The sequence below is a fragment of the Ruegeria sp. HKCCD7221 genome (assembly GCF_013031225.1).
GTDB lineage: Bacteria > Pseudomonadota > Alphaproteobacteria > Rhodobacterales > Rhodobacteraceae > Ruegeria.
In genome coordinates this window covers 42,218-61,044 of sequence record NZ_WPZE01000005.1, presented here as the reverse complement: position 1 = coordinate 61,044, position 18,827 = coordinate 42,218, and the positions used below count along the sequence as shown (strand labels likewise).

18 protein-coding genes are annotated in these 18,827 nt (G+C 52.4%); 6 read left to right on the top strand and 12 right to left on the bottom strand.

Going from position 1 to position 18,827, the window contains the following annotated elements; all coding sequences use genetic code 11:
• Positions 1 to 432: 432 nt before the first annotated feature.
• Entirely contained in the window at positions 433 to 930 is a 498-nt protein-coding gene (locus GOX73_RS13540; RefSeq protein ID WP_170412909.1) for a lactoylglutathione lyase family protein, read from the bottom strand.
• Positions 931 to 1,489: 559 nt separating this feature from the next.
• Here GOX73_RS13540 and GOX73_RS13535 point away from each other — a divergent pair.
• The 3 genes from GOX73_RS13535 (at position 1,490) to GOX73_RS13525 (ending at position 3,705) form a co-directional block, all read left to right on the top strand.
• Positions 1,490 to 2,011, top strand: a complete 522-nt coding sequence (locus GOX73_RS13535) for a glutathione peroxidase (protein ID WP_171123528.1) — start codon at positions 1,490 to 1,492, stop codon at positions 2,009 to 2,011.
• Between the two features lie 138 nt (positions 2,012 to 2,149).
• Entirely contained in the window at positions 2,150 to 3,049 is a 900-nt protein-coding gene (locus tag GOX73_RS13530; protein ID WP_254429199.1) for a hypothetical protein, read from the top strand.
• A 143-nt stretch (positions 3,050 to 3,192) separates the two neighbouring features.
• Entirely contained in the window at positions 3,193 to 3,705 is a 513-nt protein-coding gene (locus GOX73_RS13525) for a GFA family protein (protein WP_171134973.1), read from the top strand.
• Between the two features lie 456 nt (positions 3,706 to 4,161).
• Here the strand turns inward: GOX73_RS13525 and GOX73_RS13520 are convergent, their stop codons facing one another.
• From GOX73_RS13520 to GOX73_RS13505, 4 genes are all read right to left on the bottom strand, one after another.
• Entirely contained in the window at positions 4,162 to 5,031 is an 870-nt protein-coding gene (locus tag GOX73_RS13520) for a sulfotransferase (RefSeq protein ID WP_171134972.1), read from the bottom strand.
• Positions 5,028 to 6,128, bottom strand: coding sequence for a glycosyltransferase (locus GOX73_RS13515; RefSeq protein ID WP_171134971.1), 1,101 nt, complete (start codon positions 6,126 to 6,128; stop codon positions 5,028 to 5,030). The genes GOX73_RS13520 and GOX73_RS13515 overlap by 4 nt, the downstream gene beginning before the upstream one ends.
• 617 nt (positions 6,129 to 6,745) lie before the next feature.
• The gene (locus GOX73_RS20615) at positions 6,746 to 7,687 is read right to left on the bottom strand and encodes a hypothetical protein (RefSeq protein WP_174825669.1); all 942 of its coding nucleotides are present in this window, start codon (positions 7,685 to 7,687) and stop codon (positions 6,746 to 6,748) included.
• A 294-nt stretch (positions 7,688 to 7,981) separates the two neighbouring features.
• Positions 7,982 to 8,608 carry a TetR/AcrR family transcriptional regulator gene (locus tag GOX73_RS13505; RefSeq protein WP_171123520.1) on the bottom strand — a complete coding sequence of 209 codons (627 nt, stop codon included), beginning with the start codon at positions 8,606 to 8,608 and terminating at the stop codon, positions 7,982 to 7,984.
• A gap of 52 nt (positions 8,609 to 8,660) precedes the next feature.
• Between GOX73_RS13505 and GOX73_RS13500 the strand changes: the two genes are divergently transcribed.
• Entirely contained in the window at positions 8,661 to 9,224 is a 564-nt protein-coding gene (locus GOX73_RS13500) for a phosphohydrolase (protein ID WP_171123522.1), read from the top strand.
• Positions 9,225 to 9,480: 256 nt separating this feature from the next.
• On the opposite strand, the gene GOX73_RS13495 is transcribed toward GOX73_RS13500, so the two are convergent.
• From GOX73_RS13495 to GOX73_RS13470, 6 genes are all read right to left on the bottom strand, one after another.
• Complete coding sequence (locus tag GOX73_RS13495; protein WP_171123524.1) at positions 9,481 to 10,614, bottom strand: Gfo/Idh/MocA family protein; 1,134 nt, start codon at positions 10,612 to 10,614, stop codon at positions 9,481 to 9,483.
• A gap of 11 nt (positions 10,615 to 10,625) precedes the next feature.
• On the bottom strand, positions 10,626 to 11,366 hold the full coding sequence (locus GOX73_RS13490; protein ID WP_171123526.1) for a sugar phosphate isomerase/epimerase: 741 nt from the start codon (positions 11,364 to 11,366) through the stop codon (positions 10,626 to 10,628).
• A gap of 52 nt (positions 11,367 to 11,418) precedes the next feature.
• Positions 11,419 to 12,495, bottom strand: coding sequence for an ABC transporter ATP-binding protein (locus tag GOX73_RS13485; RefSeq protein ID WP_170620711.1), 1,077 nt, complete (start codon positions 12,493 to 12,495; stop codon positions 11,419 to 11,421).
• A 6-nt stretch (positions 12,496 to 12,501) separates the two neighbouring features.
• On the bottom strand, positions 12,502 to 13,407 hold the full coding sequence (locus GOX73_RS13480; RefSeq protein WP_170387236.1) for a carbohydrate ABC transporter permease: 906 nt from the start codon (positions 13,405 to 13,407) through the stop codon (positions 12,502 to 12,504).
• The gene (locus GOX73_RS13475) at positions 13,400 to 14,293 is read right to left on the bottom strand and encodes a carbohydrate ABC transporter permease (RefSeq protein ID WP_170387234.1); all 894 of its coding nucleotides are present in this window, start codon (positions 14,291 to 14,293) and stop codon (positions 13,400 to 13,402) included. Before GOX73_RS13475 ends, GOX73_RS13480 begins: the two co-directional genes overlap by 8 nt.
• A gap of 69 nt (positions 14,294 to 14,362) precedes the next feature.
• Complete coding sequence (locus GOX73_RS13470) at positions 14,363 to 15,589, bottom strand: ABC transporter substrate-binding protein (protein WP_170387233.1); 1,227 nt, start codon at positions 15,587 to 15,589, stop codon at positions 14,363 to 14,365.
• Positions 15,590 to 15,759: 170 nt separating this feature from the next.
• Between GOX73_RS13470 and GOX73_RS13465 the strand changes: the two genes are divergently transcribed.
• Both GOX73_RS13465 and GOX73_RS13460 read left to right on the top strand, forming a co-directional pair.
• Positions 15,760 to 16,821 (top strand): LacI family transcriptional regulator, encoded by a 1,062-nt coding sequence (locus GOX73_RS13465; protein WP_170387231.1) that lies wholly within the window; start codon positions 15,760 to 15,762, stop codon positions 16,819 to 16,821.
• A 264-nt stretch (positions 16,822 to 17,085) separates the two neighbouring features.
• Positions 17,086 to 17,928, top strand: a complete 843-nt coding sequence (locus GOX73_RS13460) for a cytochrome c (protein ID WP_170569478.1) — start codon at positions 17,086 to 17,088, stop codon at positions 17,926 to 17,928.
• A gap of 213 nt (positions 17,929 to 18,141) precedes the next feature.
• Here the strand turns inward: GOX73_RS13460 and GOX73_RS13455 are convergent, their stop codons facing one another.
• Positions 18,142 to 18,639: a lactoylglutathione lyase family protein gene (locus GOX73_RS13455; protein WP_170412909.1), complete on the bottom strand. Its 498-nt coding sequence runs from the start codon at positions 18,637 to 18,639 to the stop codon at positions 18,142 to 18,144.
• Positions 18,640 to 18,827: the final 188 nt, after the last annotated feature.

Below are 18,827 nucleotides of genomic sequence, written 5' to 3'. Positions count from 1 at the left end.
CCTATTCGCTAGCTTTGGTTATGCGCTGAGCCAAGCCCCTTTGTTTCCATGCCAGAGCGCCGTCTGGTCAAAGAGCGATCAAGGAGCTCCAAAGCCCGTTGTGGAACGGCCGCTTTGGCGATTTTCCCTTTTGAAGGGAAGAGCTGTTGCTGCCAGTGTGGTGGATCCTGCGTCAGCGAAGGTGTAGACGCCAAGGTCAGTTTTGTCCGCAAGTCGGAATTGCAAAGTCTTGGATTAAGTGTCCGGATTAGGCTGATTGCGGTCCTTTCGAGCAAGAATGCGGATGGCTGCAAAGTCCGCAAAGCGGTCGTTGAAGCGAATTGAAACTAGCGATCGCTCAGACCTCAAAGCAGTCGCTCAAAAACTTGAGAGGCGCTGCAACGCTGAGAACGGTTATTTGGAGCCAAAGCAGTCTTCAAATTGAACTGTTTCTCAATTGTAAGCACCGGACGAATAGGTCAATTCATAGGAATGGCTGTACAGTTCGAACACAATACCGAATGGATCTTCAACATAGACCATCCGGTAAGGTTTATCGCCCGGATAATAGTAACGAATGGGCATCCGCTGCTTTCCACCTGCCGCTACGATTTTTTCCACCAGACCTTCCACGTCGGGATCTTGGATGCAAAAGTGAAATGTCCCATTGCGCCGGTAGTCCATGTTGTTTTCAGGCGCATAATTCCCGTCGAACTCGAAAATCTCAATCCCAACGCGATCCGCAGTCGCCATGTGAGCTATGCGCAGTTTTTTCCATTCTGGTCCAAAGACGTCCGTGCACATTACACCAATATCGCTATCATCCTCGAGAACGTCTGTCGGCGGCATGATGACGTAGAAGCCAAATACCTCGGAATAAAATTTTACGGCTTCATCAACGTCTGGCACAGAAAGCCCTATGTGAGAAAAGGATCGAGGTGTGTGCGACATTGTAGTTCCTTTCAACTATTTTGGACCAAGGTTCAGTTTCAATAAAATGATCTGCAAGTAGAAGTCTGCCTAACAAAGGAAAAGTCAAATTGTGATTGCCGAATTCACAGCTTCTGCCAGCAAATTGATTGACACTTCAGCGTTGATCCGCGGGTAAATATTTGCCCGGAATTGAGAGCGGCCACGTCAGCAATGCAGGCGTTGTTTAGGCTGCAGAATACGTCTTCTTCACTATTGCGTTTGGAGCCCGTCGCAACGCGGAAGTTCAAAGTGCAAAGGCGCCAAAAACAGTATTGCGCTTCGCAAAATGTCGAGCGCATTCAAAGTTCTGGTATGATTTTCTGCGTCTCAGCAACGACCGATTTCAAAGACATTCGGAAGAAGCCGTTTTAACATTGCCACTGAGGAACCAGATAATTTCTGATCATGGACTTGTATTGAGCTTTCGCACATCCCCAATTTCTATCTCGGAGTTGCGCGCGGCCCGCTCGCTATGTCCACAAAATGAAATCCGTCCGCATTGTTCTTCCGTATCCAAATATGAAACTGGAGGTTTGGAATGTTGCGGATAATTGTGCTTTGCGGCTTGCTATTGCTAGGCGAACAAGTGCGCGCCCTTGAACTTGACGCGAAGTTTGACTCGATTGACGGGGGAACCTTGTCTTTGTCAGATTGGAACGGTCAACCGGTTCTAGTTGTCAATACGGCATCCCAATGCGCGTTCACCCGTCAATACCGGGGGCTTCAAGACCTTTATGATAGGTATCGCAACCACGGATTGGTTGTTGTCGCGGTCCCTTCGGATGACTTCAAGCAAGAACTGGCCACCAACGACGAAGTGCGCGATTTCTGCGAACTGCAATACGGAATCGATTTGCCGATGAGCGTGATAACACACGTGACCGGCCCTGACGCTCACCCTTTCTTCCGGTCCTTGAAAGAGGAGGAAGGATTCATGCCAAGGTGGAATTTCAACAAGGTCTTGATCGGCCCCGATGGCACAGTCGTAGAAACCTACAGGTCAACCGTTGATCCGCTTTCGGCGTCCATTACGAACAAGATCGAGGAACTCCTGCCATGAAAAACCGCTCCAGACGGATCACACTACCCATTCGTCACAAAACGCAAGCACCCAGATGATTGTGCGGGTATCGGACTTGAACCGCTCGTCCAGCAATGGCATCCCAAAAGGAAACCAGTCTCACGTGGAAAATGTCAGATGAAAAATCTTCTTCTAACGTGCTGCTTTGGATTTGTTTTTCTTGGGTTCACCGCGTTTCCGTCGGCTGCCCAGCCTCGGTTAGGATGGGCGTATCAGGTTGATGGGCTTGCCGCGTTTCAAGGGGATGCGGATTTGAGTGGCGGTGGGAAGTTCTCTGCAAGTCGAGCGTTTCTACGTGCTACCGCACTTTACAATCTAGAAGGCGGAAGCAGCGTTGGGCTTTCCACCAGCTTTGGCAAGCTGGATTATAATTTCAGCCAATCTAACAACCAGCCTTGGGAAAACATCCGGGACCTTCGCGTAGCTGTTCCTGTCCGGTTTCGTGTGGGGGATACAACAACGGTTTTTGTTTCGCCACAGATTAGGTGGGACTACCAAAGCGGGGCCTCCTCATCTGACGGTAGAACCTACGGTGTTTTTGCAGGTATTGCATGGCAACTGAACGAGCGCCTAACGATAGGTCCGGCCTTTGGCGCGTTTTCTGAATTTGACGAAAGCGGTACTGATTTTTTTCCGGCTCTGCTTATCGACTGGGACATAAATGACCGCTGGAATTTGAACACTGGCTCTGGTGTCGGAGCAACGCAAGGCCCCGGGTTGTCGCTGAGCTACGCTCTAAATGAGGCTATCGACCTTTCGTTGACCGCACGCTCAGAGAGAATTCGTTTCAGGTTGGATGGGGATGGCCTCGCCCCGGATGGGGTGGGTGAAGATAAGAGTATTCCTGTGGTTCTTTCTCTTGGGTACAATCCGAATCCTGGAATTTCATTAAGTGTATTTGCGGGAGCAGAATTTGATGGCCGCCTAACGCTAGATGATGCGAACGGAGTAGAAATCAGTCGGCAAAGGTATGACACTGCACCATTGGTTGGGCTGGCGTTTAGGGTCAGGTTCTGATCGCAGCATTGAGCCTGTTTGCCAGATGTGTGCGGAGGTTTTTTCGCGGCTGAGCTGAACCACTGCATTGTCCGCAACTCGGTCACAGGTGGATACTGCAGCGAGAGGCGGCTTCTTTGAGCCCAAAGGAGCCTGTTCAGCGAATGTATGTTAACCTTGGAAGGCAATCTCAAAATATAATTCTACGCATTTCCTTAGGAGGAGAAGTGACAGACTATCCAAACAAAGCCGAAGGGGGGTGCTTTTGCGGGAATATCCGATTTGAGGTTGCTGTAGGACCCGACTACGTCGCGTACTGTCATTGTAAGTCCTGTCGGAAGTCCACCGGTGCGCCGGCTGTTGTCTATGTCACGTACCAGCAAAAGGATGTGATATTCACGAAGGGAAAACGAAAGAAGTTTGCTTCAAGCGAAGGCGTTTCACGTACCTTCTGCAAGGACTGTGGGACGCCTATATCTTATGAGGCCGAGTGGAACGGGAACAACGTTATTGGTTTCTTCGTTGGAACGATGGACGAACCCGACTTCTTTCCGGCGCAAAAGCACGTGGCGCATAGGGAGAGGCTGACCTGGTTTGATGCGTCCGACAATCTGCCAAGGTTTCTGGAGTTTCCCCGTAAAGACCAAGTGCCTGACAGCAAAAATCCTGCAGTTTAGAGCATTATTTGATTATATTGCGGTATTGCCTGCATAGCAGCCATTCAGGCGAAACGCGGCGAACAACTGTTCCGAGCCCAAAGTGGACTCTGGGTACTCGTTTGAAATATTGTTACACTCTGGTCGCATAGTGTCAGTCTTCCGAAGAACAACGTAGATAGCCCTTGTTGCCCTTCCACCGGCGCTTAATCAACAATGAAAAATACATAGCTTTCGCCTGGTTTGTGTGCCTGAGCTGGTTGCGGGAGCGAAGGACAAAAGAAGCAGACAGCAGCTATAAGCCAACGCCAACTAAGCGCTTTGTCCGGTTGCGATTGCATCCAGAAGTCTCCTGCCTCGTTGGGTGCACATTTTTTTGCTCTGCCCTAACTGCGGCGCGTCTTTTCTTTATGCATACGTAATGCACTGCTGAACGAGGCTCTATACAAAACACATGAAGTGGGGACGAGGCCTCTACTACGACCAGGAGATGCCCGTCAGATCACTAAGGCGCGCGTTTGGCTCTTCGTACCTTTGCAATAACGCCTGGTAGAGCGCAGGGGGGCTGCTACGTATAACATTGCCAACGAGGCTTTGATTGATGCGTAAGATATCCGGTGCGAAAGGCGCGACACCCGTGAAATCGCAAATGTTCTCAAAAACGCGCATTGGGTCAGTATTCAGGTCCTCTGATTTGAGGATCAGGATCTGCGCAGGATCGAAATTTTTGTAATATCGCTCTAGTTGCTTCTCGTAGAGGCCCCGCCAAAAGTAGCCGTGTTGAAAATGTGCTCTGGAAAAAGCCCGCTTGCGACGCAGTCGCGCAACCGGATAATTTGCAAGGCGGTCTGGCTCGGCAGCAAAAGCCGCCTCTATATCTAGGTCTTCCTCGCCGCGCATGTATTCCATCCAGTATTGCGACAAAGCGCGGCTAGCCGGTTCGCGCAGCAGTACAACCAGCTTAGCAGTGGGCAGCAACGCTGCCATTCGTTCTGCGGCATAAGGATGACAAAGGTAGGCAGGTGTCACGTCAAAGTACGTGCGCGCGCCTTGTGGAGGGAAAAAGCTTCTGTACCATTTCTCTCCTCGGAACATGTTTTCGTTGAAGTAATGCAGTTCTTTTCGCGGGTGTCCCCAAAGCTCCGGATGTTGCGACAACATCTGATGAAGCGTCGTCGTGCCCGACTTCTGAGCGCCGATTACAATCAATCCCGGAACGCCTCCTGGCGTGTATTTCCACAACCGGAAGGCGTCGCGCCTACGCAATTTCCGAATGAGTTTTCTGTATTTTCTGGTTTTTTCTTCTCGTTTGTCTTCTACGGAAGATACTAAAAACGTGTCGGTCATTGATTTCTCTGACTGTAAAGTATGGGTTGTGCCCTAGGCTCAGAACGGTCCAGAAGTTCCCGAAACACTGTTTCAGCCGTCATGTCGTGTTCGAGAGCTTTGCAAGCGGATCTCATTTCGGCGCAACGCTTATGATAAGAGGGATCATCCAGAAGACAGCGTAACGATTTTTTGATTTCCTCTGCCGTTGATTTTTTTGAGCATTTCAAACCCAAGCCATGATAGACTATGCGAGCCGTTGTGCCCGGCTGGTCTACGCGGTCAGGTATTGAAAGCATCGGAGTACTTGTCTCTATACACTCTATCAATGTATTGACGCCGCCGTGCATAATGGCCGCGTCACAAATATTCAGCAGATTTCCCTGTTCCACCCAGTTTACAAGAAGCACATTTTTCGGCACGTCTTCAGCTTCGAAGTCACCGCGCCCACCTGTACTTTGGATGGCGACGACATCCTCGCAAGCTTCTATCGCGCTCCATGTGTTCCAAACAACATCTGGCTTGGCCTTAAAGGTCGTGCCAAAGGAAATATAGACGACCCGCTTGCCTTGATACTTTGCTCGCAAAGCAAATTCACGCACCTCGTCGTCCATTTGGCTCGGTGTGGTAGGTGGTACCATCGGGCCAATGTGACGCAATTGGCCGTCATAGTTGGCGGGAAAATCGAGCGCCGGACTTTGTGCGATTACAAGCGGCACACTACGCCAGAAACATGGTGCTTGCCACCACCAGTGCGTTGTATGGTTTTGCAGGCGAAAACCTTGACTTTTTGCCATGTGTTTAAGGAGCGACAAGTAATCTGTACCGCCAGTTGCGATCCATGCTTTTATACGTTTTCTTCGTAACTTAAGCCAAATCCTAATCCAAGCTCTCCATATTGCAAAAGAGGTGTCGTGTCCGGGGACAAGTACAGTATGCAAGGGCGGGCAATCACCACTCGGTTGCGTAATGAAGTGATCGGTAAACAGAGCCACTGGCTTTGAAGTTCCAACAGCCGCGATGATGTGTGGGTGCATTTCGTAGTCGATGACAACCAGATCAGGGGCTTCGCAGTCGATCAACTGTTTCACCGGTGCAATGTTCAGTTCGTTTGCCAAGCCCGACAACCGATTGCGTCGCGCGCTTGGAAGGAAATCACGCAATCCAGAAGGTGAGCCCCCGTTCAAGCCGCCAAGACGAAAGTGTTCTATCTCCCGGGTTTCTAGAGAGCTTGTGCCCAAGTACTTCAACAATTGAGGTGGAACGGCCAATACCACCGTATGACCATCCAACTGCAATCGTTTAGCAAGAGTATCAACAGACCGAAATCGTCCAACCAGAGGGCTGCAGATGAACAATATTTTGGAAGGAGATTTCAAATGGTGTCTCGACATTCTTTACCGACAACGAAAAATGGTTGTGGTGACCACAAAAGCGAAGATTGGTTCAAAAAAGGGCATGAGACAGAATCCGATACTAACTAATTTTGGAAGTTAGGTTGCAAGCCACATCTTTCCACAAAGCAGTGCAAAACAATCATTCGGGTAGCGCCGACAAAAGGCAGTTTTGTCCCGCGCAGCGGTCATTCAGACGGAACGCAGCGAACGGCCGCGCTGAGCCCAAAGCAGTCTCTTTCGCCCGCTGACAGAAATGATCATACGAGTCATATCCAGTATTCGCTTTTATGAACCCCAAAGCTGCAGGCCGCAAAGCCCAAATCGCGGTCTACTAGCGGTCATCGCAGCGGTGAAACGTCAGCCCTTGTCGCCGGGTTCAGATCGCCATTCGGGTCAGTCAGAACGCTTGCGGGAAAAGACACCGAGACGGGCATGTCACTCGTGTCCATGCAGAGCATGTGATTGTTGTCTCCGTCTCCCAAGTTGGCCAGCGCAGCTGGCTTTATGTCGCGCCGGGTACCGTCGGCTGTGGTGACGGTGATCGTGTAAAGGTCGCGCTCTGCCTCGCCCGGTTCGGTGCCGTCTTCCAATGTCACGCCGCCCTCCCACGTGACACGGACTGCCTGCACGATTCCTTTTGTCGGACAAAGACTGCCTCTGACACGGCGAGGCCCCAGCGTACCGACTTGTGTCCAGTCGTCCACGACTTCAGCCAGGGTTATTGATGGACCGTCTTCGAGGGGTATCACCGGCACACTGGCTCCCCGAAAGTCTATGGTCCCATCGATCGAATGCAAATGGCCGATGATGTCAACTCTGACAGGCGGGTCGCTGTCGGCGGGTCCCAGTTGCCCTATCAAAAGAACCGTGCGCAACTCACCAGGGTCTGTAGCAGGCAGGACCGACGCACAGTGCATTGTCCCTGTCGCTCCTGACCGGGTCGTGATGCGAAAATCCCCCGCTTGCATCGTCGAAATGTCTATCTCAGTCGAGAAGACCACAGGCATTCCTGTATTTCCCTTTGATCCTCTGCAAATCACGTTAGATACCCGCGGCAGTGCATCGAGCCCGTGAAAGGCCGACAGGAGTTCAGCGGATTGACCGTTTACCTCGCTCGGCAGGCCAGCATCCACGGTCGTGTCAGAGAGGTCGCGATTGGATATGTTATCGGTCCACACCCCTGGTCCATACAGTACGAACCACATGACGGCTCCGGCAACGAGCGCAGCCAGGGCGAACAATCCACCTAAGATTAACCTCTTGGAGATGCTTTCGGGCATTCAATGTAACTCTGCGTTATGTTGCTCGCGATTTAAATTCTTACCCGAGATACCCTGACGCCCAAAGCAACATTTGGGAGATGCTGAACAATCAAAAAAAACTCGAAGTAGATCATGCGGATCGTGCCGAACACCCAAACATCGGGCCATTCATCAACGACTGTATCGCGCGCTGCATCCGCGAAGCCGACCACCAACATTAGTGCTGCGAAAGGCTACTTCGAGCCCTTTTTCCAAATGCTGAGCCATGCGCGAATGGCCGTTTTGAAGCAGAATATCAAATGACCAGACGTTCTACGTCCCTGACAACAACACGGCCGTCATCGCGTGACCTAGTAACGCTCTCAAGGCATCGTCATGTTCTGCAGAAAGAGCATCAGCATCCACCGAAACACGACCAACGAACATTCCTGAGACGATGCTGAGTAACATTCCAGCCTTTTGATCAGAGTTGTTACCGCCGATCAAAGCAGCAAGTTGCTGGACCATCGGGTTACCGAGCTTGTTGCGAATAACGTCCTGCGCTTCCTCGGAACCGGAAGACTTGATAGCGACGACCATAGGGTCAAAGCCACCCGTTGGATCAGCTTTGCCCAAGGCGATGTCAGCCAATGCCTCAACCATCTCATTTGGTGACAGGCCTTGAAGGGGGGCAAGATCAATACATTCTTCCATGACAGCTTCGAATAAGCCGATCTTCGAGCCAAAATAACGATTGATGAGCGCGGCATTGCACCCGGCATCCGACGCGATATTGCGTGTGCTCGCCGCCTCATACCCCGTCCGCTGAAATTCTGTTCGCGCTGCATCAAGCAGAGCATTTTTGGTTGCGGATGGATTGCGCTGCTTCGCGCTAGACATCTTTGGCTGGTTTAATGCAACACTCAAGTAATCACCTGTTGACTTATCTTTGCCCACCATTGTAATCACCTGATTACAACTTATGCCAACCAATTCCAAGCGAGGCTGTAAGATGCCCGATGACCTTCATATTATCGATCATAGTGATCGTGTAGAAAGCCTGTTTGCCCCTTATCGCGACATCATTGGCGACGATTACCCGGCATATCGGGGTCACGTGTATCGTGTGATCACCTATGCAATGCACTTTCTTGATGGCGACGAAGAAGCAAGACCTTTGGTCGAAACCGCATTTGTTTACCACGACATTGGCCTCTGGACAGAGAACGAGCTTGCATATCTGGAACCATCTGAAGAACATGCCTTGGCCGACAACGAGAAATACGGCTGGGGGTTTGATCCTAAATTGCTGCGGGATGCGATTCACTGGCATCACAAGGTTTTCCCTTACCGCGGCCCAAACCAGCGTATCGTAGAAGCCGTTCGCAAGGGCGATTGGGTCGATGCGACCGATGGCAAAATTCGTAAAGGTTTGACACGGGCGCAAGTTAAGGCCGTGCAAGATGCAATCCCAAACTATGGTTTTGGCGACGTCTTGCAAAGGCTTGCCGGGGATCTGGGAGGCAACAAGCTAAGCGGCAACCTCCGCGTCCTACGTCACGTGTTCAAGTGGTAGTTTAAAGCAGTCATTGGCGCAGCCGCAGCGAAATTTCGCTTTGTTCGCTAAGCTGACATTCAAGCAAGTTGCTACGAACGACCGCAGGGAGCCCGAAGCAGCCCGTTCAAAGTGTCGCGAGAAGCGCACTACGGATAAAGGGCCAAACAAGTAAATCAACACTCAGCGGAAAGCTTCCACAATCGTAGGGACTAGCACCTGATGGTCGGCGCGCGGGAAGCTGCTGACTTTGCGTCTATCGCGCAAATTGTGGTTTTCACCGCATTAGTTGGACTGCTTGTTCGGGGCCAAGCCAAGATGGTTGGTCGCAGGTCGTCGTCATGGATGCCCAGCCGCGATCCTGCGCTGAGGCCAAAATGCTGGTCATGACTTCAACAACATGGGTCGCCATCTCAAGGCTGCACCGGTGTGGACGGTTTTCCTGAATAGCCTGAGCCATTTCCGCGAGGCCTGCGCAACGATAGTTGGCACGGTGCACCCCGGATCCATCCGAACCATTTGCTACAGAAAATGGATGATTGTTGTCTGGTACTTGTGTGATTTCGCCCTGCGCCATTGACATCAACACCTCGCCACCAAAAAAATTTGGGTCCGGAATGAACAAAGAGCCGCTGGTGCCGTATAACTCCATATTGTCGTGGCGATGCGCCCAGACGTCCCAACTTGCCCCAAATGTGATCAAAGCGCCGTTTTCGAACTCCAGGAGCGCGTGAACGTTTGTTGGGATCTCGACCGGAACCATTTCACCCAATCGTGGTCCATTGCCGATCTCGCGTTCAGCAAAGCTTGCCGAAGCCATGGCCGTCACGGCTTTAACCGGGCCAATCAACTGCACAAGATTGGAGATGTAGTAAGGGCCGAGGTCGAGGATTGGGCCGCCGCCTGGTTGAAAAAAGAAGTCCGGGTTCGGGTGCCAGGACTCCATTCCATGCGACATGACATGGCATGTGCCGCCGATGATCTCGCCCACCTCGCCGCTGTCGATTGCCGCACGGGCCGCCTGATGGGCACCGCCCAGGAAAGTGTCCGGCGCTGATCCGATCCGCAGATTTCGTTCTTGCGCCATTTTCCGCAGTGTTTCAGCTTCCTCAAGGGTCAATACAAACGGTTTTTCCGAATAGGCGTGCTTGCCATTTTCGAGGATCGACGTTGTGACACTGAAATGCGCGGCTGGAATCGTGAGATTGAGGATGATGTCGATATCGTCGGCTGTCAGCAGACCTTCGACCGTATCCGCGCGGACGCCGAACTCTTGAGCCCGGTCCTGCGCGGTTTCCATGTTCAGGTCCGCGACTGCCCGGATTTCAATATAGTTGAACAAAGGCGCAAGATTCAGATAGGCGGTCGAGATGTTGCCGCACCCGATTATTCCGACACCATATACCTGCATCGCGTTCTTCCTCAGAATGATTGAACAGTTGCGAGTGACCGTTGAGCCATCCGCTTGTGATCATTGGGATTATCGTGCTCGATCACGTAACGTCGCACGAGAGCAGCATCCATCGCCCGCTTGATCGCAGGCCAGTCCATCGTGCCATAGCCAACATCTGCCCAGCCGTCTTCGTCCGCGTTTTCTCCTACCGGAGCGATGTCCTTCACGTGCACTGCGACCAGCCGTCCTGAGTATTTTTCAATCCATTGGACTGGGTTCTCGCCGCTGAATTTTACCCAAGCGAGATCAAGTTCGATCTGGATATCCTCTGAGGCCGCGGCAATCAGATCTAGAGGTGTCTGACCGTCGACGGGCACCATTTCGAAGTCGTGGTTGTGCCAGGCAAAGCCAAGACCTGCGTTCAAGACAGGTTTGCTAGCAGAAACAAGACGCTCGCCAAATTCCTTCCACCCCTGCGCCGAGGATGGACGATTTTCGGGTGCCACAAACGGGATGACAATTGTTTGAATGCCGATTTTTTTTGCAACGTCGATCACACGATCAGGGTCGGTTTCGACCAAATCCAAGGCAAAATGTGCCGTCGGCATGGTCAGGCCATAGGCGTCGAGCAGGGATTTTGTCTTTTCAACATCATCAAAGTATGGACCGAAACCTTCGACCTCATTGATCCCCAGATCCGCGAGCATGGCAAAGGTTTCCTCCACGTCCCAGTTGCGCGAAGAATAAAGCTGATAGGAGATGGCAGGCATAACTCAATCCTTTGATTGTCTGACTGTTTCAATGATGGCGGACGCTTTTGGCTCACAGCCGCAGTTCGGATTTGGTGTCGAAGAGCGAGGCCTTTGATAGATCGAGCCCGAGCTGCAGTTTTTCGCCCACCGCGATCTTGGCCTGCCCATCCATACGGACGCGGAACGGGCTACCGGCAATTTCGCAGTCGACGAGTGTATCTGATCCTGTAGGCTCGATAAGGCTGACCGAAACATCTGTCTGGAAAGGGGCTTTGCCGACCAGTTCGCCGGTGATGACGTGTTCGGGACGGATCCCCAAAGTCGCAGGACCTGTCGCCGGGCCAGCGGAGAATTCGTACCCCGATAGTGGGATCGAAAGGTTGCCCGTTTCAAAAGCGCCGTCTTTGATGTGGCCTTCCAGAAAGTTCATTGACGGTGATCCAATGAAGTCAGCCACGTATTTGTTTACAGGGCGACCATAGATTTCTTCCGGTGATGCCAGTTGCATGATCTGACCGCCGCGCATAATCGCAATACGATCCGCAAGCGTCATGGCTTCGATTTGGTCGTGGGTTACGTAGATCATCGTATTTCCAAGGTTCTGGTGCAAACGCTTGATCTCGACACGCAGGTCCGCGCGCAATTTGGCATCCAGATTCGACAGCGGCTCATCGAACAAAAAAACGTCGACGTCCCGCACCAATGCGCGCCCTATGGCAACTCTTTGACGCTGGCCTCCCGACAGAGCGGCCGGTTTGCGTTTAAGCAAGGATTCGATTTGCAGGATCTCTGCTGCACGTTTGATGCGGGCTGCTATTTCGGCTTTAGGCAGCTTGGCGTTTTTCAGACCAAATGACAGGTTTCCCTCGACCGTCATTTGAGGATAGAGCGCATAGGATTGAAAAACCATGCCGATACCGCGCTCGGAAGGTTCCGCCCATGTCACGTTCTCGTCGTTGATAAAGAGCTGACCTGCGGTCACGTCAAGCAGGCCGGCGATACAGTTTAACAGCGTGGATTTTCCGCAACCGGACGAGCCGAGAAGCACTAGAAACTCGCCTTTGCCGATTTCCAGATTGAGGTTTTGCAGCACTTTGACCGAACCGAACGCCAGATCAAGATTTTTGATTTCAACTGAGTTGCTCATGAGGGTTTACCCTTTGACAGCGCCGGCCGCGATACCGCGGACGAAGAGTTTGCCGGAGACAAAATAGATGGTCAGCGGAACAAGGCCTGTAATTATGGTCGCGGCCATATTGACGTTGTATTCCTTCACGCCTTGCGTGGAATTGACGATGTTATTGAGTTGTACCGTCATCGGGTAAGTATCTGGGCCGGTGTAGACTACGCCAAACAGGAAGTCATTCCAGATGCCTGTGACCTGCAGGATCACGGCGACGGTGAAAATGGGCACAGACATCGGCAGCATGATGCGAAAGTAGATGCGCCAGAACCCAGCACCATCGACGCGAGCGGCTTTGAACAACTCTTCCGGCAACGAGGTAAAGTAGTTGCGGAACAGCAGGGTCAGAATGGGCATGCCAAAGATCGTGTGGACAATGACCAACCCGGTGAGTGATCCATAAAGACCGACTTCTCGCAACATGATGACGATCGGATAGAGCATCACCTGATAGGGAATGAAGGCGCCAAATATCAGGATGGTGAAGAATGCGTTTGCACCTTTGAAACGCCAGTTCGCCAAGGCATACCCGTTCACCGATGCGACGACGATCGAAATTAGGACTGAAGGGATTGTTATTCTGACTGAATTCCAGAAGCCGACCTTCAAGCCTTCACAGTTCAAGCCCGTACAGGCTTCGGACCAAGCCTTGACCCAGGGCTCGAAAGTGACTTCGAGCGGCGGGGCAAAAATGTTCCCGACGCGTATTTCCGGCATTCCCTTCAGTGACGTGACGACCATGATGTAGAGGGGCAGCGCGTAGTAGAGTGCAGCGACGAGCAAGGTACCATAGAGAAAGATGTTTCTCCGCGAAAGCATCTTGGTGGGTTTGGGCCCCTGCGGCCCCTCGAGCGTCGTAGACATGACATCAACCATGTTTCTTCCCTCCTCCGAACTCGAGGATGGCCCAAGGGATGACGACAAGGGCCACTGTGAGCAGCATCATGGTCGAGGCAGCGAAGCCCTGACCAAGGTTGCTGGCGCCAAACATCATGTCGTAGACGTATTTGGCGGGAACTTCGGTGGCGATACCGGGGCCGCCGCTGGTTTGCGCGACGATCAAGTCATATAGCTTGACGATGCCGGTTACTGTCAGAACCAATGTCGTTATAAACACCGGGCGCATCATGGGAATGACGATGAACAGATAAGTTTTCCATGCGGGAATGCCGTCCACGCGTGCGGCTTTCCAGACATCCTGATCTATCCCGCGCAATCCAGCGAGCATGAGGACCATAACCAGCCCGCTGCCTTGCCAGAGCCCGGCAATCAGGACACCGAATATGGCGATTTCCGGGTTGTAAAGCGGGTCGAATTCGAAGCTTTGCCACCCCATTCCCCTGACGATGGCTTCGATGCCGAATTCAGGGTTCAGTATCCATTGCCAAACCAACCCTGTGACGACAAAACTCAGGGCATAGGGGTAAAGGATGACGGTGCGGATGGTGTTTTCAAAACGTATTTTCTGATCGATCAGCGCCGCGAGGATGAACCCGATCACGAACACCAGAGCGAGCATACAAAAGCCATAAATTGCAAGATTCTCGATCGCAACCAGCCACTTTTTCGTACCCCAGAGGCGGTCGTATTGATCAAGGCCAACCCAATTCAGCCGCGGCAGCAATCCCGAACTGGTGAAGCTGTAAACCACTGTCCAGGCTGTCCCACCAACGAACACAAACAGAGCGGTAACGATCATGGGGATCGAGGCTATTTTTGCGTTCAGGTTGCGGAACAGTTGGTTTGGGCGTTGCGAAGCCATCTGCTCCCCCTCCCTTCAACTGTTGGTGTCGGATTGCGGGCAAGTGAGCCCGCAATCCACTGTCAGTATTTATTCAGCCCGACCGATGATCTTAACGAATTCTTTCTGCGCATCTTCGGGTGTCATCGACGCATCCGCAAAGAACTCTGTGAACAGCGTTTTTAGCTGATCGTTGGTGTCTGGCGTGATCAACTGGTTCACGTCGGGCAACAGCGCGCCCGCCTTGAGCAAATCGAGGCCTTTCGCCATGCAGTCATTGGCCGCGTCCAGGTTTACGTCACCGCGCACAGGGAGCGACCCCTTCTTGAGGTTGAAGGCCACTTGCGTTTCGGGATCGAGCATCAGTTTAGCCAGCTCGGTTTGCGCGGCGATCTGGGCTTCGTCCGAGAGAACAGGGAAGTAGAATGCATCTCCGCCTGTTGAAAGACGCGGATTCATGCCCAGCCCAGGAAGGCAACTGTAATCCTCGCCAGCGGTAACGTTTGCGACTGCCATTTCACCCTGCGCCCAATCCCCCATGATCTGGCCACCGGCTTCGCCTTTGATGACCAGCGCAGTCGCGTCGTTCCAATTCTGAACCGTTGAGTTGGCGGCCATTGACCGCGCATCGGCAGCAGCTTTGAAGACGCTGGCGACTTCGGCACCACCAGCAACATCCGTATTCTTGTCACCGTATACGCTGTTATAAACTTCACTTGGCAAGAGGCTTGCGATCAGAACACTGAACGCACCGGCCTGCTGCCAGCCCTGCTGACCCATGGCCATGGGGATCTTGCCCGCGGCTTCGAGCGCGGAGGCCGAGCCTACGAATTCAGTCCAATTTGTCGGGATGGGAACACCTGCATCTTCGTATGCCTTGTGGCTGACCCAGAGCCACTGCCAGGAGTGAATGTTGACAGGCGCGCAGTAGATGCGGCCATCAACAGTGCAGGAAGCCAGTAGAGAAGGCGGGTTTACCAGATCCGTCCAGCCTTCTGCTTCGGCAATGTCGGTGATGTCACGGAGCAGGCCCGCTTCGATCAGCTCTTCAGCCTGCCTGCCATGATTGAACTGAAACGCGCCCATCGGATCTCCGCCAACAATACGGCTTATCATGACCGGCCTTGCGTTGTCGCCGCCCGCGATGGCTGCATCGACCCAGGTGTTGCCTGTTGCGTTGAACGCGTTCGCGATTTCCTTGACCGCCTCGGCCTCACCGCCCGACGTCCACCAATGCATCACTTCCAATTCAGTTGCCGACGCGCTTGTCGCCACAACAAGCGCTGTTGCCGAGAGCAGATATTTTATCCGCTTCATGTCATCCTCCCTTACTATAACGTTATAGTAAAAATCTATATCGTTACAGAAATGCCTTGCAAGCATTTTTTTTGACTCGCTATAAATCCATCTGAGTACTGCCGAAGCCGGTCGCGATGGAAGTACACATCTTGCGCAAGTTGCCAACTATTGGTGAACGGAGAGGGTCGATGAAGAAAACGGTGGCCGAAGTCAGGCAATTAAGTACTGAAGAGTTGGTCTCTCAAGTTCTGCCGGGAGAGCGACCGACGCAGAAAACCATTTCGCGCATCAGTGGCTTAGCGGTGGCCACAGTTTCGCGCGCGTTGGGCGATGCACCGGACATAGGACAAGAGACAAAACAGCTTGTTCGCCACGTTGCGGATGCCATCGGCTACGTTCCGAACCGCGCTGGAGTACGTCTAAGAACCGGACGTACAAATGTTATTTCACTTGTTGTTCCCGCCGAGGGCGACGTCATCAACAACACTTCAAGATTGACCAGTTCGATTGCGCAGGAACTGCGTGGCACAAGGTTTCATCTCAACGTGCTGCCTTGGTTCCCCGACGAAGATTCGCTGCGGCCCATCGAGTATATCGTCAAGACACGCTCTGCTGATGCCGTCATCTTCAACATGACCGAACCCGAAGACCGGCGCGTCGAATACCTGCTTAAGCACAACTTCCCTTTTGCAACGCATGGACGGACAAAATGGTGCGAGCGGCACGCCTACTACGACTATGACAACAGCGCTTTCATGCGTGTGGCGATCAATCGTTTGGCTGCAAGAGGTCGGGAAAACATCCATGCGATCCTGCCACCGCTAAATCAGAACTATTCGCAAGATATGAAGCGCGGGCTGGAAGAAGCCTGCAGCAGGTTAGGCTTGAGTTACCGCATCGCTCAAAACGTTGACAGCGATCAGTCCTCGGACCAGCTCCGGCACTGGATAAAACACAGGCTACAGAACTCGTCGGAAGTTGACGCAATCGTCAGTTCGTCGTCTAAAACAGCGATTGCGGCAATCGTTGCGATTGAACAGATGGGGCGCAAGCTCGGCGAGGATATCGACGTGTATTCCAAAGAAGTAATCCCCGTCCTGAAAATGTTTCGTGAGAATATTGTCGTCGAGTTCGAGGATGTCAGTGACGCTGGCCGGTTTCTAGCCAAAGCCGTTTTGCAGTTGTTACTGGAACCCGAGAAAAAGCCCATGCAGCACCTCGAAATTCCCGTTGACCGAATGCGACATTGAGTGAAACCCTCTGTTGCCGCGACGCAGAGCTCCAGAGAAGCACCGCAGTCGCCAAGCGACTGCTTTGTCCGCACAGCGGTCGTTCAGGCGATCACGTCGCGCGGCGCTGCGGCGAATGGGCTCGGAGCGGACTTGCCGCGATGCAGCGGGTCGCTCTCCTACCTGCATTCTGCCATTTTAGATGAAACGCTGAGTACTGCTCCCGCCCAAAACCTTTGGAAATTTCGCTTTCTATGCCATCCTTAGGGAAACGAGGGGGGAAACATGAAAACCAATTTGTTGGCAGGTATTGCCATTGTCTCCGGCGCAATGGCGTTTGCCGAACCATCTTTGGAGCGAGGCGAATACCTTGTTGAAGGACCTGCCGCCTGCGGCAACTGTCATACTCCACTTGGACCCGAAGGACCAATGATCGAATTGAACCAGGCCGGTCGCCTGGTGGAAAAAAATCCAGGCTTTACGGCAATTGCGCCCAATATCACCCCGGGTGGACGCGTGGCAGAATGGACAGACGAGGAATTTGCTCGGGCAATTCGGGAGGGGATTACCCCAGGTGGGTCGAGGGTAATAGGGCCCCCAATGCCAATAGCACTTTACAGTCGGCTGTCGGACGACGACGTTCTGTCGATTGTGATGTACATGCGCAGTTTGCCAGCGGTCGAGAATGATCCCGGCGAGAGCGTCTACAAAATACCGCTACCTCCCGCATATGGACCGCCCGTCACAAGCGTCGTGCACCCAGAAGAAGGTGTGACCGTAGAGTATGGAGAGTACCTTGCCGGTCCGGTGGCGCACTGCATTGAGTGTCACAGTCCAATGGGCCCCATGGGGCCGGATTGGGTCAATCAGCTTGGTGCAGGTGGTTTTGAGTTCCATGGTCCATGGGGAGTTTCAGTTTCATCCAACCTGACAACGCATGCAGAAGATGGAATTGCCGAGTGGACGGATGCGGAGTTGAAGCAAATGATCACAACTGGCGTCCGACCCAACGGAAACCCGATGCTGCCGCCCATGGGCTACGGGTACTACAGCCGTATGACGCCCGAGGACGTCGATGCAATAATTTATTACTTGCGCCAACTTCCCTCGTTGTCGGATCCGACTTAACGCATTTGCCATCCATTCGAAGTCAAAATTTTCAGGCAAACCGACGTCATAGATGCAAGTCCAAACGTCAGCTTTATCCGCAAAGCGGTCGTTGAAGCGAATTGAAACTAGCGATCGCTCAGACCTCAAAGCAGTCGCTCAAAAACTTGAGAGGCGCTGCAACGCTGAGAACGGTTATTTGGAGCCAAAGCAGTCTTCAAATTGAACTGTTTCTCAATTGTAAGCACCGGACGAATAGGTCAATTCATAGGAATGGCTGTACAGTTCGAACACAATACCGAATGGATCTTCAACATAGACCATCCGGTAAGGTTTATCGCCCGGATAATAGTAACGAATGGGCATCCGCTGCTTTCCACCTGCCGCTACGATTTTTTCCACCAGACCTTCCACGTCGGGATCTTGGATGCAAAAGTGAAATGTCCCATTGCGCCGGTAGTCCATGTTGTTTTCAGGCGCATAATTCCCGTCGAACTCGAAAATCTCAATCCCAACGCGATCCGCAGTCGCCATGTGAGCTATGCGCAGTTTTTTCCATTCTGGTCCAAAGACGTCCGTGCACATTACACCAATATCGCTATCATCCTCGAGAACGTCTGTCGGCGGCATGATGACGTAGAAGCCAAATACCTCGGAATAAAATTTTACGGCTTCATCAACGTCTGGCACAGAAAGCCCTATGTGAGAAAAGGATCGAGGTGTGTGCGACATTGTAGTTCCTTTCAACTATTTTGGACCAAGGTTCAGTTTCAATAAAATGATCTGCAAGTAGAAGTCTGCCTAACAAAGGAAAAGTCAAATTGTGATTGCCGAATTCACAGCTTCTGCCAGCAAATTGATTGACACTTCAGCGTTGATCCGCGGGTAAATATTTGCCCGGAATTGAGAGCGGCCACGTC

Excerpts from the sequence above, each read along its gene's own strand:
- GOX73_RS13540 (WP_170412909.1), bottom strand. The coding sequence starts at position 930 with ATGTCGCACACACCTCGATCCTTTTCTCACATAGGGCTTTCTGTGCCA.
- GOX73_RS13535 (WP_171123528.1), top strand. The coding sequence starts at position 1,490 with ATGTTGCGGATAATTGTGCTTTGCGGCTTGCTATTGCTAGGCGAACAA.
- GOX73_RS13530 (WP_254429199.1), top strand. The coding sequence starts at position 2,150 with ATGAAAAATCTTCTTCTAACGTGCTGCTTTGGATTTGTTTTTCTTGGG.
- GOX73_RS13525 (WP_171134973.1), top strand. The coding sequence starts at position 3,193 with ATGTATGTTAACCTTGGAAGGCAATCTCAAAATATAATTCTACGCATT.
- GOX73_RS13520 (WP_171134972.1), bottom strand. The coding sequence starts at position 5,031 with ATGACCGACACGTTTTTAGTATCTTCCGTAGAAGACAAACGAGAAGAA.
- GOX73_RS20615 (WP_174825669.1), bottom strand. The coding sequence starts at position 7,687 with ATGCCCGAAAGCATCTCCAAGAGGTTAATCTTAGGTGGATTGTTCGCC.
- GOX73_RS13505 (WP_171123520.1), bottom strand. The coding sequence starts at position 8,608 with ATGGTGGGCAAAGATAAGTCAACAGGTGATTACTTGAGTGTTGCATTA.
- GOX73_RS13500 (WP_171123522.1), top strand. The coding sequence starts at position 8,661 with ATGCCCGATGACCTTCATATTATCGATCATAGTGATCGTGTAGAAAGC.
- GOX73_RS13495 (WP_171123524.1), bottom strand. The coding sequence starts at position 10,614 with ATGCAGGTATATGGTGTCGGAATAATCGGGTGCGGCAACATCTCGACC.
- GOX73_RS13490 (WP_171123526.1), bottom strand. The coding sequence starts at position 11,366 with ATGCCTGCCATCTCCTATCAGCTTTATTCTTCGCGCAACTGGGACGTG.
- GOX73_RS13485 (WP_170620711.1), bottom strand. The coding sequence starts at position 12,495 with ATGAGCAACTCAGTTGAAATCAAAAATCTTGATCTGGCGTTCGGTTCG.
- GOX73_RS13480 (WP_170387236.1), bottom strand. The coding sequence starts at position 13,407 with ATGGTTGATGTCATGTCTACGACGCTCGAGGGGCCGCAGGGGCCCAAA.
- GOX73_RS13475 (WP_170387234.1), bottom strand. The coding sequence starts at position 14,293 with ATGGCTTCGCAACGCCCAAACCAACTGTTCCGCAACCTGAACGCAAAA.
- GOX73_RS13470 (WP_170387233.1), bottom strand. The coding sequence starts at position 15,589 with ATGAAGCGGATAAAATATCTGCTCTCGGCAACAGCGCTTGTTGTGGCG.
- GOX73_RS13465 (WP_170387231.1), top strand. The coding sequence starts at position 15,760 with ATGAAGAAAACGGTGGCCGAAGTCAGGCAATTAAGTACTGAAGAGTTG.
- GOX73_RS13460 (WP_170569478.1), top strand. The coding sequence starts at position 17,086 with ATGAAAACCAATTTGTTGGCAGGTATTGCCATTGTCTCCGGCGCAATG.
- GOX73_RS13455 (WP_170412909.1), bottom strand. The coding sequence starts at position 18,639 with ATGTCGCACACACCTCGATCCTTTTCTCACATAGGGCTTTCTGTGCCA.